This is a genomic window from Lysobacter terrae, from assembly GCF_054782215.1.
On the sequence record NZ_BAAGSX010000001.1, the window covers coordinates 285670 to 303238 of the forward strand.

At 67.6% G+C, this 17569-nt stretch carries 15 protein-coding genes; 12 read left to right on the forward strand and 3 right to left on the reverse strand.

Annotation, left to right across the window (positions count from 1 at the left end; all coding sequences use genetic code 11):
- The first annotated feature begins 94 nt into the window (after positions 1–94).
- From ACYVJ8_RS01445 to ACYVJ8_RS01495, 11 genes are all read left to right on the forward strand, one after another.
- A complete protein-coding gene (locus ACYVJ8_RS01445; protein WP_460709080.1) occupies positions 95–2602 on the forward strand; it encodes a S8 family serine peptidase in 2508 nt (835 codons plus the stop codon).
- A gap of 367 nt (positions 2603–2969) precedes the next feature.
- The gene (locus ACYVJ8_RS01450; protein ID WP_460709081.1) at positions 2970–4568 is read left to right on the forward strand and encodes a methyl-accepting chemotaxis protein; all 1599 of its coding nucleotides are present in this window, start codon (positions 2970–2972) and stop codon (positions 4566–4568) included.
- A gap of 37 nt (positions 4569–4605) precedes the next feature.
- Entirely contained in the window at positions 4606–5064 is a 459-nt protein-coding gene (locus ACYVJ8_RS01455; RefSeq protein WP_460709083.1) for a chemotaxis protein CheW, read from the forward strand.
- Positions 5064–6311 (forward strand): CheR family methyltransferase, encoded by a 1248-nt coding sequence (locus tag ACYVJ8_RS01460; protein ID WP_460709085.1) that lies wholly within the window; start codon positions 5064–5066, stop codon positions 6309–6311. The genes ACYVJ8_RS01455 and ACYVJ8_RS01460 overlap by 1 nt, the downstream gene beginning before the upstream one ends.
- On the forward strand, positions 6308–6901 hold the full coding sequence (locus ACYVJ8_RS01465) for a chemotaxis protein CheW (RefSeq protein WP_460709087.1): 594 nt from the start codon (positions 6308–6310) through the stop codon (positions 6899–6901). The genes ACYVJ8_RS01460 and ACYVJ8_RS01465 overlap by 4 nt, the downstream gene beginning before the upstream one ends.
- Complete coding sequence (locus ACYVJ8_RS01470; protein ID WP_460709089.1) at positions 6898–9117, forward strand: response regulator; 2220 nt, start codon at positions 6898–6900, stop codon at positions 9115–9117. The genes ACYVJ8_RS01465 and ACYVJ8_RS01470 overlap by 4 nt, the downstream gene beginning before the upstream one ends.
- A gap of 24 nt (positions 9118–9141) precedes the next feature.
- Positions 9142–10158: a chemotaxis-specific protein-glutamate methyltransferase CheB gene (cheB, locus tag ACYVJ8_RS01475; RefSeq protein WP_460709091.1), complete on the forward strand. Its 1017-nt coding sequence runs from the start codon at positions 9142–9144 to the stop codon at positions 10156–10158.
- Positions 10155–11174, forward strand: a complete 1020-nt coding sequence (locus ACYVJ8_RS01480) for a GGDEF domain-containing response regulator (protein ID WP_460709093.1) — start codon at positions 10155–10157, stop codon at positions 11172–11174. Before cheB ends, ACYVJ8_RS01480 begins: the two co-directional genes overlap by 4 nt.
- Positions 11175–11300: 126 nt before the next feature.
- Positions 11301–11507: a tautomerase family protein gene (locus ACYVJ8_RS01485; protein ID WP_460709095.1), complete on the forward strand. Its 207-nt coding sequence runs from the start codon at positions 11301–11303 to the stop codon at positions 11505–11507.
- An 11-nt stretch (positions 11508–11518) separates the two neighbouring features.
- On the forward strand, positions 11519–11719 hold the full coding sequence (locus ACYVJ8_RS01490) for a tautomerase family protein (protein WP_460709097.1): 201 nt from the start codon (positions 11519–11521) through the stop codon (positions 11717–11719).
- Positions 11720–11806: 87 nt separating this feature from the next.
- On the forward strand, positions 11807–12724 hold the full coding sequence (locus ACYVJ8_RS01495; protein WP_460709099.1) for a LysR substrate-binding domain-containing protein: 918 nt from the start codon (positions 11807–11809) through the stop codon (positions 12722–12724).
- 116 nt (positions 12725–12840) lie between these two features.
- On the opposite strand, the gene ACYVJ8_RS01500 is transcribed toward ACYVJ8_RS01495, so the two are convergent.
- The 3 genes from ACYVJ8_RS01500 to ACYVJ8_RS01510 are packed head-to-tail and all read right to left on the reverse strand — an operon-like array spanning position 12841 to position 16397.
- Positions 12841–14433: a DHA2 family efflux MFS transporter permease subunit gene (locus ACYVJ8_RS01500; RefSeq protein WP_460709101.1), complete on the reverse strand. Its 1593-nt coding sequence runs from the start codon at positions 14431–14433 to the stop codon at positions 12841–12843.
- A complete protein-coding gene (locus tag ACYVJ8_RS01505; protein WP_460709103.1) occupies positions 14430–15536 on the reverse strand; it encodes an HlyD family secretion protein in 1107 nt (368 codons plus the stop codon). Before ACYVJ8_RS01505 ends, ACYVJ8_RS01500 begins: the two co-directional genes overlap by 4 nt.
- Before the next feature lie 57 nt (positions 15537–15593).
- On the reverse strand, positions 15594–16397 hold the full coding sequence (locus ACYVJ8_RS01510) for an SDR family NAD(P)-dependent oxidoreductase (RefSeq protein ID WP_460709105.1): 804 nt from the start codon (positions 16395–16397) through the stop codon (positions 15594–15596).
- Between the two features lie 131 nt (positions 16398–16528).
- Here ACYVJ8_RS01510 and ACYVJ8_RS01515 point away from each other — a divergent pair, with 131 nt between their 5' ends.
- A complete protein-coding gene (locus ACYVJ8_RS01515) occupies positions 16529–17470 on the forward strand; it encodes a GlxA family transcriptional regulator (protein WP_460709107.1) in 942 nt (313 codons plus the stop codon).
- The last annotated feature ends 99 nt before the right edge of the window (positions 17471–17569 follow it).

The following is a 17569-nucleotide window of genomic DNA, read 5'->3' on the forward strand; positions in this document are numbered from 1 at the left end:
GTGAAGGCTCTCCCGGATGGGACCGACAAGCCCGGGGCCGAACACTCCCGGTCAGCGCTCCATTCCGTGAGCCGCCACCGGGAGATCGTCCGCCATGCCGTTCCAAGCTTCCATGCAGCGCAGCGTCAAGCTCAGCGCCCTCGCCATCGGCCTGCTGGCCAGTGGCGTAGCCCTTGCCGACGCGCATCTCGATCCGCAACTGCTTGCGCGCATGGACGGCGCCCGCTCTACCGACGAACTACAAGTCGTGGTCAGCTACAAGCAGTCCGCTCCCGTCACCCCCGGCCAGATCGCCGCGTTGCAATCGCTGGGCATCAGCAAGGGTGTGACCATGCACACGCTGCCGATCGCGGGCCTGATCGCCACGCCGGCGGAAATCCGCGCGCTGGCCCAGCGCAGCGACGTCGCGTCCATCTATTGGAACGCACCGCTGCGCTACTTCAACCAGGAAGCGCGCGAGATCACCAGCACCGCGCGTGCGCAGGCGAATCCGGGCGACTACGGCCGCGCCGTTCCCTTCAGCGGCCGCGGCGTCACCGTGATGGTGAACGACTCGGGCATCGACGCCACCCACGACGACGTCAAGCTCGGCACGCACGTGGTCGACAACGTGCTGGCACCGCAGAACGTGCTGGCGGAAGTCGCCGCCGACGTCGCCCCGGGCATCCTGCCTATCACCCGCGTCAACAACGTGCCCAATACCGATCTGGGTTCCGGCCACGGCACCCATTGCGCCGGGATCGTTGGGGGCAACGGTTCGCGCAGCAACGGCCTGTACCGTGGCGCGGCACCGGGCGCCGATCTGGTCGGCTACGGCTCGGGCGCGGTGCTGCTCGTGCTCGACGCGGTGGGCGGCCTGGACTATGCGGCGACGCATCAGTTCGACTACAGCACGCCGATCCGCGTGGTCTCGAATTCGTGGGGTTCGTCGGGCAAGTTCGACCCCGAAAACCCGGTGAACATCGCCAGCTACGAGCTGTACAAGCGCGGCATCGTCAGCGTCTTCGCCGCCGGCAACGACGGCCCGGGCGAAGACACCCACAACCCGTACGCGCAGGCGCCCTGGGTGATCTCGGTCGGCGCCGGCGAGAAGGACGGCGTGCTCACCGGCTTCTCCTCGCGCGGCAAGCGCGGTGAGAGCGGCAAGTTCACCACCGCCGACGGCAAGAGCTGGACCTACTACAACGAGCCGACGATCGTGGCGCCGGGCGTCGACATCGTTTCGACCCGCGACCTCGCCGGCGCTCTGCCGCCGCTGGAAGCGCAGCACGACGCCGAAACCCTCGACCCGCAGTACCTGCCGTTCTACACGCACATGAGCGGCACCTCGATGGCGACGCCGCACGTGGCCGGCATCATCGCGCTGCTGCTGGAGGCGAATCCGAACCTCACCCCGGCGCAGGTCAAGGACATCCTGATCCGCACCGCCTCGAACATGACCGGCCGCCTGGCCTGGGAAGCGGGTAGCGGCCACGTCAACGCGTACGAAGCGCTCGCCGCGGCGACGGGCCTGCGCAACGACTTCGGCGGCACCGTCAATACGCTGCGCACGTTCAACAGCAACGCGATCCTGGTCGGCGGCGTGCCCAACGTGCCGTTCTCGATCGACTTCGCGCCGGTAGGCACGGTCGAGTCGCAGAGCTTCACCGTCGGCTCCGACATCGCCTGGGTGGCGGCGCGTGCGACGGTCGATGCGAACCCGGTCGCGATCGTGCTCACCGATCCGGACGGCAACAAGTACGGATCGGCGATCGCGCTGCCGGTGCTCGGCGACACCGTCACCACCGGCGCTCCCGGCAAGGCCGGCACGTGGACGGTCACGGTGCGCGGCGTAGGCTCGGTCTCGGGCACGGGGCTGGACCCGCTGAAGATCACCAACGGCTATGCGTTGCCGGGCACCATCACCGGTGAAGTCAGCTTCCTCAAGAGCGGCGGCTACAGCGGCCTCAACGACGTATCCAACCATGCGGCGCGGCAGGCGATCGAATTCGCCGTCGCCAACCGCCTGATGGACGGTTACACCGACGGCAGCTTCCGTCCCGACCAGCTCCTGCGTCGCGGCGAAATGGCGCAGTACCTGCTGATGGGCGCGAGCGTTCGCCAACATCTGCCCTTCAACGGCCAGCGCAGTTTCACCGACGTATCGACCACGTCGCCGGTGTACGCCTATGCGGAAGCCGCGGTCGCCAAGGGCGCGCCGCTGCGCGACCTCAGCAACGCGCACGACGGCGTGATGGGCCTGCTCAACGGGCAGTTCCGTCCGAACGACTACGTCACCCGCGTCAGCCTGGCCTACTCGCTGGTGCAGTCGCTGGCCCTGCAAGACCAGGCGCGTGCGTTCAACGGCAGCCTCACCGCCTTCTACGACGGCAAGCGCATCCCGATCGACGACGCCGCTTCGATTCCGGCAAGCCTGCGCGGCTATGTGCAGCTGGCGCTGGACCAGGGACTGATCAATGCGCGCTTCGCCGTGACGCAGGGGCCGTTCGACCTGCAGCCGACGCTGCATGCGTACTTCGATCCGAGCAAGACGGTGACGCGTGCCGCCTACGCGGTGGCGGCCGGCCGTTACCAGGCGGCGTACCAGGCGGCGGAGGACTGACGCCGCGCAACCGCAGCGAGGACCGCTGCTCAACGGAAAAGGCCCGCAGCGATGCGGGCTTTTTTCTTGTTCGTGCCACGCCCCCCACGCGAGCCCTGCACATGCAACAGCGCGTGAAACCGGTGTAGATTCAGCGCCAGCACGCCTCTGGCCTTGGGCCCGGGGACAGGAGCAGTTCCTATGGTGTGCATGGAGACCGGGGAGGAGACATGACTCGGAAGGCAGGGAACCCGCAGCCGCCATCGCGCGCGGCCCCACTATTCCAGCGTCCGCATCCACCGCCCTGACGCGGTGTGCAGTGCGTTCCGCAGTGACCTGATCAGCAGTGATTGCCGTCTTGGCCGACCTTCCCGAAGGGAGCTGGATCATGAGGAATATCACCATCCGTCAGCGCATCCTGCTCAGCTTCGCCGTGATTCTCGGCGTGATGCTGGTGATGGGCGCGCTGGCATTGCAGCGGCTGGGGCACATCAAGGCCGAAGAGGACCGTCTGCGGAAGGATTCGATTCCGGGACTGTATGCCGCCAGCCAGATGCAGTCCGCCTGGCACGCCAACTACGCCGCGGTGCATGGCCTGATCGCCGCCGACGAAGCCGCACGGCCGCATGCCGCTGAACGGGTTCGCGCGCGACGCGAGGCATTCGATGCAGCCCTGGCGCGCTACGAACTCACCATCTACGCCGAGGCCGACCGCCAGCTGTTCGCAGCTGCCAAGCGCGACAGCGCCGCGTTCCAGGCGCTGCTGCGTCCGGATGCGGACCTACGGCAGGCGGCGGTCGCGAGCCAGCTGGAGACCACGTTCGAACGCGCGGCGCAGTCGATCGACCAGGTGCTCGACTACAACCGGACCCAGGCCGCGAGTGCCGGCGAGCGCATCAACACCGCCGTGGTGGCGGCCAATACCGGGATCGGCGTGACCTTCGTCGGCGCGCTGATACTGGCGGGCCTGGCGGGCTTCTATCTGCTGCGCGCGATCAGCCAGCCCCTGCAGCGGCTCGGTCGCGCGGTGGAGACGCTGGCGAAGGGCGACTTCAGCCATCGCCTTGCATTCGCACGCAGCGATGAATTCGGCGTGCTGGCCGAAGGCTACGACCGGATGAGCTCGGACCTGTCCACGCTGGTGGGCCAGGTGCAGACCTCCGGCATCCAGGTGAATTCCTCGATCAACGAGATCACCGCGACCCTGCGCGAGCAGCAGGCGACGGCCGCGCAGATCGCCGCCACGACCACCGAGATCGGCGCGACGGCGCGCGAGATCGCGGCGACGTCCAAGGAACTGGCGCGCACGATGGGCTCGGTCGCCTCCGGCGCGGAGCAGAGCGCGGCGCTCGCCGGCAGCGGCCAGACCGGGCTGGTGCGGATGGAAGCGACCATGGGCCGCATGATCGACGCCACCGCCGCGATCAGCGCCAAGCTCACCGTGTTGGCGGAGAAGGCCGACAACATCAGCCAGGTCGTCACCACTATCACCAAGGTCGCGGACCAGACCAACCTGCTCTCGCTCAACGCCGCGATCGAGGCGGAAAAGGCCGGCGAATACGGCCGCGGCTTCGCGGTGGTGGCGACCGAGATCCGCCGCCTCGCCGATCAGACTGCGGTGGCGACGCTGGATATCGAACAGACCGTGCGCGAGATCCAGTCGGCCGTGTCCGCCGGCGTCATGGGCATGGACAAGTTCTCCGAAGAAATGCGCCGCGGTACGCATGACGTGCAGGAAGTCGGAAGCCAGCTCTCGCAGGTGATCGAGCACGTGCAGGCGATGGTGCCGCGCTTCGAAGCAGTCAACGAAGGCGTGCAGGCGCAGGCCGGCGGCGCCGAACAGATCAACCTGGCGTTGAGCCAGCTCAGCGAGGCGGCGCAGCAGACGGTGGATGCGCTCAAGCAATCCAATCAGGCCATCGACGAGCTGCATCAGGTCAGTGCCGGTCTGCGCGACGGCGTATCGCGGTTCAAGTTGCTGGCGTGACCACAGGCTCCGGGCACGGCCCGGACGGGAGGGCGGGATGCTTTTCCTGGTGTTTCGGCTGGACCGCGACCGCTACGCGATCGAAGCGGGGCAGGTGATCGCGGTCCTGCCGTTGGTGGAACCCAAGGCCATTCCGCAGACGCCCGCCGCCGTGGCGGGCGTGTTCGAGTTCCGTGGAGAAACCATTCCGCTGATCGACCTGTGCCGGCTGGCGCTCGATCGCCCCGCGCAACGCTGCATGAGCACGCGCACCATGGTCGTTCGCTATCCCGTCGCCGGCCGCGAGCGCGCGCTGGGCTTGATCGCCGAACAAGTGCTGGAGACGGTCCGGCGCGAGCCGGCTGATTTCACCGACAGCGGCGTCGCGCACGACGAAGCCGAATACCTGGGGCCCGTGGCGCGCGACGGCGACGGGCTATTGCAACGGGTCGACGTGGAGGCGCTGTTGCCGGCGTCGCTGCGCGATCTGCTCTATCGCACAGCGCTGGAGGCCTGATGCAGGTCGACGGCTTCGAACGTTGGCTCAAGGACACGATGGGATTGGACGTCACCACCATCGGTCCGCTGGTCGTGCAACGCGCGGTGCGCGAACGCATGCAGGCCTGCGGCTGCAACGACCTCGCCGCTTACTGGCAGCTCCTGCGCAGCCGCACCGTCGAACAGCAGGAGCTGATCGAAGCCGTGGTGGTGCCGGAGACCTGGTTCTTTCGCGACCGCGAGGCCTTCGCCGCACTTGCGCGGACCTTCGACCTGGCCTGGCTCGCGGCGCGTGCGGACGCGACCTTGCGTCTGCTCAGCCTGCCGTGCTCCACGGGCGAGGAGCCTTACACGATGATCATGGCGCTGCGCGACGCCGGTTATCCGATCGAACGCCTGAGCGTCGACGCCGTCGACATCAGCGAACGCGCGCTCGCAAAGGCGCGGCGCGGGATCTACGGCGCGAACTCCTTCCGCGGCCAGGACCTGCATTACCGCGAGCGCCATTTCCGTGCGACCGCGGATGGTTGGGAGCTGTCGGCCGAGGTGCGCGCGCGGGCAAGTTTCCGTAGCGGCAACATGCTGGAGCCGGGCTTCCTTCCCGGCGAATCGCTCTACGACGCGATCTTTTGCCGCAACCTGCTGATCTATTTCGACCAGGCGACGCAGACGCGGGCGGTCGGCGTGCTGTCCCGGTTGCTGCGTCCGGAGGGCCTATTGTTCGTCGGTCCGTCGGAAACCGGCCTCATGCTGAGCCTGGGATTTTCGTCGGCACAGATTCCGATGGCGTTCGCCTTCCAGAAGGGCAAGCCCGCCGCCGCATCGGTCTCGATGCCGCCGCCGACGAAAGCGCAGGTGTCCCAACGACCTGTCCACGCGCCCGTTGCGGTGAAGCCTGCGCGACCAACGCCGCGCGTGGCGCCTTCGCGCCCTGTCACCGCGACACCCGCAGTTGCACCCTCGCTCACCGCCGCGCAAGCGCTGGCCGACGCCGGCCAGTTCGACGAAGCCGCACGTCTGTGCGAAGCGCACGCCCGGCAGTGCGGTCCGTCGGCGCAGACGCACTACCTGCTCGGCCTCATCGATAGCGCAGCGGGAAGGCCGCAGTTCGCCGAAGTGCACTTCCGCAAGGCGCTATACCTGCAACCCGATCATGCGGAGGCACTCGTGCATCTGGCCGTATTGCTGGAACACCGCGGCGACGCGGCGGGCGGGCGCCTGCTGCGGCAACGTGCCCGTCGACACCATTCGCGTGAGGCGCCATGAGTCGTCGTGTCCAGAAAAAGGCAAGCCAAGGGGCCGCCGACTCCGCGGTGGCGCGCCTGCTCGCGCGCACGCTGGAAGCCGCCGACGTGCGCGTCGCGACGCAAAACGCCGCCGCGCGCCAGAACGAACGATCGGCGTCCAGCGCATCGATCTTCGTCTTTCGCCTGGGCGAGGAATGGCTGGCCTTGCCCGCTTCATTCGCCGACGAAGTCGTGCCGCCGCGGACGATCCACAGCCTGCCGCACCGCCGCGACGGATTCCTGCGCGGCCTGGCCAATATCGGCGGTCGCCTGACCGTGTGCGTGGCGCTGGAATCGTTGCTGCAATTGGAGATCGGATCGCGCGCGGCGCACCGCGTGCTCGGCCGGCGCCTGGTCGTGCTGGCGGAACACGAGCATCGTTGGGCATTCGAGGCGGACGAAGTCCACGGCATCCATCGCTTCGATCCTGCGGCCCTACGCCAGCTTCCGGCCACGGTCGCGCATGCATCGTCGCGCTTCGCGACCGGTCTGCTCGACGTCGAAGGCCGCAGCGTGGGCCTGCTCGATGGGGAGCTAGTGGCGCGCGCAGTCGACAGGCGCCTGGGATGAGCACGGAAAACCTGCGCGACCTGTCCCTGCACGAACTCTTCCGCATGGAAGTGGAGGGGCAGCGCGCGACCCTGACCGACGGCCTGCTGGTACTAGAGCGCGATCCGGTGTCGGCAGCAGAGCTGGAGTCGTGCATGCGCGCGGCGCACTCGCTCAAGGGTGCCGCACGCATCGTCGGCCTGTCGGCGGCGGTCGCGATCGCCCACGCGATGGAGGACTGTCTGGTCGACGCGCAACACGGCCGTATCGTGCTGGGCCGCGCGACCATCGACGTGTTGCTGGCGGGAGTGGACCTGCTCTCGCGGATCGCGAACGCAGCTTCGGGCGAAGCCGCCTGGACCTCGGCCGAAGCCCCCGAAGTCGTCACTTTCCAGACGGCGCTCGCGACCGCGCTCGCTTCCGGACATGCGCCACAGGCGCCGGCTGCCACCCCGGCTCCCGCCAATGAAGACCCGTCGCACGCATCCGCCGGCGAAGAACGCGTGCTCCGCATCGCGGCCAGCAACCTGAATCGGCTGCTCGGCCTGACCAGCGAAGCGCTGGTCGAATCGCGCTGGCTGGATCCCTTCGTGCGCTCGCTGGCGCGGCTCAAACAGGTGAATCGCAACGCATCGCGCACGCTGGATCGGCTCGCCGAACTTCCCGCGTTGTCATCCGACGCGCATGCGGAGAGTCTGCTGGCGCAACTGCGCACCGCATTGGCCGAGAACCAGCGCGTAATGAGCGACCGCACCGCGCATCTGGATGCGTTCGAGCGGCGCCTCAGCAGCGTCACCCGGCGACTCTACGACGAAGCCCTGTCCAGCCACATGCGGCCCTTCGCGGACGGCACGCGCGGCTGCAAGCGGATGGTCCGCGACCTGGGACGCGAACTTGGCAAGGAAGTCCGCCTGGAAATCGAAGGTGCAGCGACGCCGGTCGATCGCGATGTGCTGGCGAAACTGGAAGGCCCGCTGGGACACCTGCTCCGCAATGCGGTGGATCACGGCATCGAACCGCCCGCGCAAAGGGCGGCGCAGGGCAAACCCGCCGAAGGCACGGTGCTGCTGCAGGCGCATCACGTGGCCGGTCGGCTGGAGATCAACGTCAAGGACGACGGACGCGGCGTCGATCTGGAACGGCTCCGCACGGTCGTGGTCGCCCGCAATCTGGCCGACGCGGCGACCGCGCAACGCTTCACCGAGGCCGAGCTGCTGGAGTTCCTGTTCCTGCCCGGCTTCACCATGAAGGACGAGGTCACGGAGATTTCCGGGCGCGGCGTCGGCCTGGATGCCGTGCAGAACATGGTCAAGCAGCTGCGCGGCAGCCTGCGTCTGGCGTCGCGGCCGGGCGAGGGCGCCGTCTTCCAGTTGCACCTGCCGCTGACCACGTCGGTACTGCAGGCGCTGGTGGTCGATGTCGGCGGCGAGCCGTATGCGTTCCCGCTGGCGCACATCGTCCGTACCGCGACGGTGGGGCGTGCGCAGCTGCAATGGTTGGAGGGCCGTCAGCACTTCCTGCTCGACGATCGCCAGGTCGGACTCGTTTCGGCGCAGCAGGTGCTGGAGGGGCGCGATGCCGCGAGCGCACACGACCACGTGCACGTCGTGGTGCTGGGCGATCGCCACCGCGAATACGCGCTGGCCGTCGATGCCTTCCGCGGCGTGAGCGAGCTGGTGGTGCAGCCGCTGGATCCCCGCCTGGGCAAGGTCAAGGACATCAGCGCCGGCGCGCTGCTGGACGACGGCACGCCGCTGCTGATCGTGGATGTCGACGATCTGCTGCGTTCGATCGAACGGCTGGCTTCGAGCGGTCATCTTGCGCAGGTACGCTGCGACGACGGCCATGCGGCAGTGGCGCGCAAGCGCGTGCTGGTGGTGGACGACTCCCTCACCGTGCGCGAACTCGAACGCAAGCTGATCGAAGGCGGCGGCTATGCGGTGGAGGTGGCGGTGGACGGCATGGATGGCTGGAACGCGGTGCGCTCAGGCCAGTTCGACCTGGTGGTCACCGACATCGACATGCCGCGCATGGACGGCATCGAGCTGGTGTCGCTGATCAAGAAGGATCCGCGGCTGCAGTCGCTGCCGGTGATGATCGTGTCCTACAAGGACCGCGAGGAGGACCGCCGCCGCGGCCTCGATGCGGGCGCGGATTTCTACCTGACCAAGAGCGGCTTCCACGAAGAGACGCTGCTGCAGACGGTCATCGACATGATCGGCGAGGCGCGCGCATGAGAGGCGGCCGATGAGAATCGCCCTATGAAAATCGCGATCGTCAACGATCTGGCACTCGCCGTGGAAGCGCTGCGCCGCGCCCTGGCGCAGCGGCCGCGGCACAGCGTCGCGTGGACGGCGGCCGACGGCGTGGAAGCGGTGGAGCGCTGCGCCAAGGATCCGCCCGACCTGATCCTGATGGACCTGCTGATGCCGCGCATGGACGGCGTCGAAGCGACGCGTCGGATCATGGCGAAACATCCCTGTCCGATCCTGGTCGTAACCGTCAGCGTCGGCGGCAACGCACCGCTGGTGTTCGAGGCGATGGGGCACGGTGCGCTGGACGCCGTGGATCTGCCCGCGCTCGGCGTCGACGACGATCCGGGCGTCGAAGCGCTGCTGGCGAAAATCGACCTGATTGAACGGCTCGTCGGCGCGAATGCGGTGCGCACGATCGCCAGGCCGGCGCCGCGCCGACGCAGCACGATGCCGCTGATCGCGGTCGGCGCTTCGGCGGGAGGACCGGCGGCGCTGGCACGCATGCTGGCCGACGTGCCCGCCAGCTTGCCCGCGGCCATGGTGATCGTGCAGCACATCGACGAGAAGTTCGCGGCGAGCATGGCCGACTGGCTCGGTCGTTACGCACACATGCCCGTGCACGTGGCGCGCGCGGGCGAGCGTCCGCAGCCGGGTACGATCCTGTTGGCGGGTACCAACGAACACCTGATCATGCGCGCCGACAGTACCTTGCAATACACGCAGGAGCCGGCGGATCTGTCGTATCGCCCTTCGGTGGACGTGTTCTTCAACAGCGCCAACGACGCCTGGGAGGGACCGATCGTCGGCGTGCTGCTCACCGGCATGGGGCGCGACGGCGCGCTGGGTTTACGCGCGCTGCGCGAGCGCGGCCATCACACCATCGCCCAGGACAAGGCCACCAGCGCCGTCTACGGCATGCCCAAGGCGGCGGCCGAACTGAACGCCGCCGTCGACATACTTCCGCTGGATCGCATCGGTCCGCGGCTACGGGCCATTCTCGACACAAGGAGCGCCGTGCAATGACGACTGCACCGTCGAATTTCAGCTTTTCTCCCGAACTCGCCGGCGAACGCCGCATCGTCGTGCTGCTGGTCGACGACCAGCCCATCATCGGCGAGGCGGTGCGACGCGCGCTGGCCGGGGAGCAGGACATCGACCTGCACTACTGCGCCGTCGCCAAGGACGCCCTCACGATGGCCGAATCGCTGCGGCCGACCGTGATCATGCAGGACCTGCTGATGCCCGACGTCGACGGCATGACCCTGGTGCATCTGTATCGCCGCCACCCCGTGCTGCGCCAGGTGCCGGTGATCGTGCTGTCGAGCAAGGAGGACGCGGCGGTGAAGAGCCAGGCCTTCGCCACCGGTGCCGCCGACTACCTGGTGAAGTTGCCGGAGTCGATCGAGCTCATCGCCCGCCTTCGCCACCATTCCTCCGCCTACCTCAACCTGCTGGAACGCGATGCCGCTTATCGCGCCTTGAGCGAAAACCAGAAGCAGCTCATGGCGATGAACGAGACGCTGCGCCGGCTCAACGACGTGGATGGCCTGACCGCTCTCAACAACCGCCGCTATCTGGACGCCTACCTCGACACCGAGTGGCGCCGTGCCGTGCGCGAACAGGCCGACTTCTCTTTGCTCATGGTCGATGTCGACGATTTCAAGATCTACAACGACACCTACGGACACATGGCCGGCGACGAAGTGCTCAGGCAGGTCGCCGCGGTGATCCGCAAATGCGCGAAACGCCCCGCGGACGTCGCCGCCCGCTACGGCGGCGAGGAATTCGCCGTCGTATTGCCTTCCACACCGCTCAGTGGTGCCATGGATATCGGCGCACAGATCTGCGCCGGCGTACGCGAGCTGGCCATCCCCAATCGCGGCGTTGGCGCGGGCCGCGTGACCGTGAGCATCGGCGTCGCCAGCGCGGTTCCCAGCCCGGGCGACTCGCTCGTGCCGATGTTGAGTGCGGCGGACAGCGCGCTATACGACGCCAAGGGCATGGGTAAGGACCGCGTGCAGGCGGCCGAAGCGGTGTGAGCGCCGCCTGCCGATCGTTGCAATGAGCGGAAGACTGTCTGCCGGCTGGCACGGTTTCTGGCGGCGTCCGATCGGGTCCACGCTATGCGGACCGTGCACGATGCGTGCGACTCAGCGAGCAGGCTCATGACCATCCTCACCATCGACATGCGCGTCGGCCGCACGGACGAGCAGAAGCGCCAGTTCGCGGCCGCCGTCCTCGACGTGCTCAGCCGCGCCACCGGCGAGCCGCGCGAAAACATCGTGCTGGTGATGCGCGAAGCGCCCGGCATCCACTTCGTCGAGAACAACCAGCATCTGCCGGAATTCGGCGCTCCCGTATCCAGCTCCTAGCAGGCCCCGCCATGCCCCTCATCCAATGCCATCTTGCGACCGATCTGTCGCCCGAACAGCAACGCACGCTCCTCTCCGACCTGGTGCAGGCGACATCGCGGACGCTCGGCGCCGATCCCAAGACCATCGGTGTCATCGTCCACCGGCACGAGCCGCGCGACATCGTGTCGTTCGAGTACGTGAAGTCCGACGCGCCCGCGACCCCGGGGTGATGCGACGCCACCTCGACGCCATCGTTCCGTAGTGCTCAAATCGCAGTCCGGACCAGCAGGCTCCTAGCGCGGAGCATCGGCAGCCCCATGGATCGCCTCGAGGCGATGAAGATCTTCATTGCGGCGCTCGACGAGGGAAGCCTCGCCGGAGCCAGCCGCAAGACCGGCCGTTCGGCCGCGGCGGTCAGCCGCGCCGTCGCGTATCTGGAAGCGCATGTCGGCGTGCCGCTGCTGCACCGCACGACGCGCTCGATCAAGCTCAGCGAAGCCGGCGAGCGTTACGCGATGGCCTGCAGGAAGGTGCTTGCCGATCTCGAAGAGGCGGACCGCCAGGCCGCGGGCGAGCGCTCGGTGCCGCGCGGCACGCTGACGATCACCTCCACCGTGTTCGTCGGCGTGGAGCTGCTGCGTCCGATCGTCGACGCCTTCATCGAGGAATACCCGACCGTCAACGTGCGCCTGCACCTACTGGAGCGGGCGGTCAACCTGATCGACGAAGGCATGGATCTGGCGCTGCGCGTAACCCATCTGTCCGACTCGACGCTGGTCGCGCAGCCGATCGCCGAAGTGCGGCGCGTGGTGGTGGCATCGCCACGCTATCTCGCCGCGCATCCGCGCATCGAGGCGCTGGCCGATCTGTCCAGGCACCAGATCATCACGATGACGCACATGGGGCTGGATTCGTGGAGTTTTCCGCCGGCGGACGGATCGTCGGTACCGCGCTCGGTCTCGTTCACGCCGCGCCTGATCGTCAACAACGTGCGCGCGGCGGCGGCTTCGGCGGTCGATGGGCACGGCGTGACCCGGCTGCTGTCGTACCACGTCGCGCCGGAAATCGAGCAGGACGCACTGCGGATCATCCTGCCGGAAGCGGAGCCGCCGCCCATCCCCGTCAATCTCGTTTCGCCGTACGGCCGCCTGGCTGTGCCGAAGGTGCGCGCCTTCGTCGATTTCGCCATTCCGCGCCTGCGCGCGAGTTTCGCCCGTCTCACGCCCAAGGCCTAGCGCATCGCGAGGGCTTTCCTTCTCCCCGCTGGCGGGGAGAAGGTGCCCGCAGGGCGGACGCCCGAAGGAAGTACCCTTGGGGTGTGAGGGGGAGCGAGCGCAGCGAGCTGCTCTTGCTAATGCGCATCCGCCGACGGCTGCTGCGGCGGCGCCACCTTGCGCATGAGCGGCACCAACAGCGTCGCCACGACGAAGGCGACCATGATCGCGAGGAACGCATCCGAATACGCCTGCGTCTGCGCCTCGCGGAAAGCGGCCTGCCACAGCGGCCGAAGCAGCGCATCCGGCGCACTCGTCCCAAGCCGTTCGGCCGCCGTGCCCAGCCATGCATTCAAGGCTTCGTTGCTCGCGGTGAGATGTTCCGACAGGCGCAGGTAATGCAAATTGGTGCGATCGTTGAGAATGGTCGCGCAGGCGGCGATGCCGATCGCACCGCCCAGGTTGCGCATCAGGTTGAACAAGCCCGAGGCGAGTTTCAGCCGCGCCGGCGGCAGGCTGCCGAGCGTGAGCGTCACCGTCGGCGCAACCGCCAGCTGTTGCGCGAAGCCGCGCAAAGCCTGTGGAAACAGGAGTTCCCGCGCCCCCCAGTCGTGGGTGATGGGGGTGAACTCCCACATGGACAGCGCGAACAGCGCCAGTCCGCTCATCAAGATCCAGCGCAGGTCGAAGCGCTTCGCCAACCAGACATACACGCCAACACCCATCACCTGGAAGACACCGGTGGAAAAGACCGCGATGCCGATCTGCAGTGCGCTGTAGCCGCGGACGCGGCTGAGAAAAAGGGGCGTCAGGAAGATCGTCGCGAACAGGCCGATGCCGGTCACGAACGAGAACAGGCTGCCCAAGGCGAAGTTGCGATCGGCCAATGCGCGCAGATCGACCACCGGCTGGCGGTAGCTGAGGGTGCGCGCGATGAACGCTATACCCGTACCGGCGGCGATCCATGCGGTGGCGAGAATGGCGTCGTCGCCGAACCAGTCCCAGCGCGGGCCTTCTTCCAACGTGTACTGCAGGCAGCCCAGGAATACCGCGAGCAGCAGCATGCCGATGTAGTCGGCGCCGCGCAGCAGCGTGAGATCCGGCTTGTCGATGTGGACCAGCCGCGGAACGAGCACCGCCACCAACGTGCCGGGGACCAGATTGACGAAGAACAGCCAATGCCAGGACGCATGATCGGTGATCCACCCGCCCAGGGTCGGGCCCAGCGTGGGCGCGAGCGAGGAGAGCGCACCGACGGTCGCCGCCGCCGCGATGCGTTGCTTGCCGTCGAAGAAGATGAAAGCGGCCGTGAACAAGGCCGGGATCATCGAACCGCCCAGAAAACCCTGCAGGGCGCGGAAGGCGATCATGCTGCGGATATCCCAGGCGAGGCCGCACAGCACGCTCGCCAGGGTGAATCCGATCGCGGAGGCGGTGAACAGCCAGCGCGTGGAGAATACGCGCGACAACCAGCCCGATAGCGGGATCACGACGATCTCCGCGATCAGGTAACTCGTCTGCACCCAGGCGGTTTCATCCGCGCCCGCGGACAGGCCGCCGCCGATGTCGCGCAGCGATGCCGACACGATCTGGATGTCGAGCAGGGCAATGAACATGCCTACGCACATCACCGCGAAGGCCAGGATCTTGCGCGCGCCAATGGGTAACGCCGTGGCGGCGCCCGTGGAAGGCGGCGCGGTTCTGCCTACGCCGATCGCCTGCGCGTTCACGGCCCTGCGTCCTCATGGGCGGCGCGCGTATCCACCTCGGCGACCACAGACAATCCGGGGCGCAACAATCCCAGCGCGGCGTCCCTGGGTTCCAGCACGATCCGTACCGGCACGCGCTGGACAATCTTGGTGAAGTTGCCGGTCGCGTTTTCGGTCGGCAGCACGCTGAACTGCGCGCCCGTGGCCGGCGCGAGGCTGGCGAGGCGGCCATGGAAGACCTTGCCGCTAAGAATGTCGGCGCGGATTTCCACCGGCGCGCCTTCGCGCATGTGCGCGAGCTGGTCTTCCTTGAAGTTGGCGTCGACCCACAAGCCGCGCGACGGAACGATGGCGAGCAGTTGCGTGCCCGCCGCCGCATAGGCACCCAGTCGCGCACGTCGATTGCCGACGACGCCGTCGACGGGAGCGCGCACTTCGGTGTATCCCACCAGCAGCTTCGCCGCATCGCGCTCGGCGCGGGCCTGGACCAGGGCGGCTTCTGCCTGGCGGCGCTGCGAGGCGATCACGTCGAGCTGGCGATGCGCTGCATCCAAACCGGCTTGCGCATGTTCGGAATTGGCGACGGCGGTGAGATAGGTGGTCTGGACGCGTTGCGCGCTTTCCAGCGAGACCAGACTTTGCGCGGACAGGGCGGTGTAGCGGACCTCGTCGGCGCGCGAGCGGGCGGTTTCCGCTTGTGCCGCGCCGATGCCGGCGTACGCCTGCCGCACCAGGGCCTGCTGCAGGCGCGCGGTGGCGTCGAGGTTGTCGATCAGGGCCTCCTGTGCCGCGACCGCGCCCTCGGCCTTCGCCAGCGACGTGCGGAAATCGCGGTCGTCGATGCGGAAGAGCAGCTCGCCCCGGCGCACGCGCTGGTTGTCGTGCACGGCCATCTCGACGATGTAGCCAGGGACGCGCGGCGCAATGACGGTGACGTCGCCACCGACATAGGCATCGTCGGTTTCTTCGACGAAGCGGCCGACGTTCCACCAGTGCGCGGCAAACCATCCGCCGCCTACAAGCGCGATCGCGGTAACCGCCGCGGCGATGACTTTTCGACGTCGTGTCCGTGTGGGCGCGACTTCCAGGTCAGCGGTCGTGGGTGCTGTGGATAGGTTGGTCATGACACACCTGATCGTGTCTGCGGCGACCGCCATCGGGCGGCCGCCGTGCGTGATAGATCAGCCGGCCGCGCGATAGCGGTCGGCGGGAACGGAACGGGAGAGGCCAGGTCCCAACGCTCTGCGCGCCTGCTCGAAGGTGTTCCAGTCGTCGAGATCGGGCAGCGCGGGAATCGTCACGGACTCGCCCTGCGCCAGGCCGGCCAGTGCGGCATCGACCATGTCCGCGGCGGACATCACGATCTGCTCGGGCAGATGCGCGATCGGCGTTCCGGCGGCATCCCAGAAATCGGTGGCGGTCGCGCCGGGCAGGACCGCCTGCACGCGCACGCCCTTGTCGGCCAACTCATGCTGCAGCGACTGCGAGAAGGCGAGCAGGAAGGCCTTGCTCCCGCCATACACGCCGTTGAGCAGTTCGGGAGCGATGGCGACGACCGACGCGATATTGATGATGGTGCCGGTGCCGCGAGCGACGAAGGCCGGGGCCACGGCGTAGGCCAGGCGCATCGGCGCGTTCACGTTGAGCGTGAGCATGCGCTCCATTTCACCGACGTCGGATTGCAGCAGCGGCGCGGTCGCACCGATGCCGGCGTTGTTGACCAGCAGGGTGATGCTGGCATCGGTGCGCAGCACGTCTTCGACCTGCGCCAGGTCGGCCGGGCGGGTCAGATCCGCCGCGATCGTTTCGATCGAGCGCCCGGTGCGGTTGGTCAGTTCCTTCGCCAGCTCGCGCAACTTGTCGGCGCGACGCGCGACCAGGATGAGGTCGTACCCGGCGCGGGCCAGGCGTTCGGCATAGAGGGCGCCGATGCCGGAGGACGCTCCGGTGATCAGCGCGGTGCCATGGTGGGCAAGAGTGTTCATGAAAGGCCTCCGATAGCCGGCGGATGCCGGTTGGGAGGCAAAAGTTAGGGGGCCTTGACCATGGCGTAAATGACGTATATACCTCCTTTTAGGCCATGACCCTATTGGGCCGCAGTCGTAGAGGTGCCGCCATGCTCACCGTCGGTTTCGTACTTCCCCAGGGTTTCCAGATCATGGGGCTGGCGGCCGTTTCGGCGTTCGAACTGGCCAACACCAACGCCAAGGAGCGCCTTTACGACATCCGGCTGTTGTCGGAGGAGGGCGGCGCGGTCGTCAATTCGCTCGGCATGGCGGTGGAAACCCGGGCCTTGGCCAGGCACAAACCGGACACGCTGATCGTGTGCGGCTTGTTGCATCCGCAGCCCTCGAATCCGAACCTGCTGAAACTGATCCGCCGCGCGGCGGAAGCCAGCCGGCGAGTCGCCTCCGTCTGCACGGGCGCCTTCATTCTCGGCGAAGCCGGATTGCTGGATGGACGGCGCACGACCACGCACTGGTTCCATGCGCGCGAACTGCAAAAGCAATTCCCCGAGGCGCATGTCGAGGAAGACAGGATCTTCATCATCGATGGTCCGATCTGGACCTCGGCGGGAATGAGCGCGGGAATCGATCTGGCCTTGGGCATGATCGAAAAGGATTTCGGCGCGGAGCTCGCCCGCACCGTGGCGCAGAAACTGGTGGTGTACCACCGCCGCGCGGGTGGCCAGTCGCAGCATTCGGCGTTGCTGGAGATGGGCGCCAAGTCCGATCGCATCCAAAGCGCGCTCGACTATGCGCGCCGAAACCTGCGCGCGGCCCTCTCGGTCGAAGAGCTGGCCGAGGCCGCGCACTTGAGCCCGCGCCAGTTCAGCCGCGCCTTCCGCGCGGAAACCGGACAGTCGCCTGCGAAGGCGGTGGAGAACCTTCGCGTGGAAGCGGCGCGCGTGATGATCGAGCAGAGCCGCCACACCATGGACGAGGTGGCCAGCGAAACCGGATTCGCCGATCCGGAGCGGATGCGCCGCGCGTTCCTGCGCGCGTTTGGCCAGCCGCCGCAGGCGATGCGTCGCAATGCGCGTGTCATGCCGGCGTAAGCGGGCTGGCCGAAGCGCTTGTTGAGGCGCGTTCCAGCTCATGTCCCAAATCGAGGGCATTCGACATTTACGCCATGGCCGCCGAGGCCTAGCTTCTCC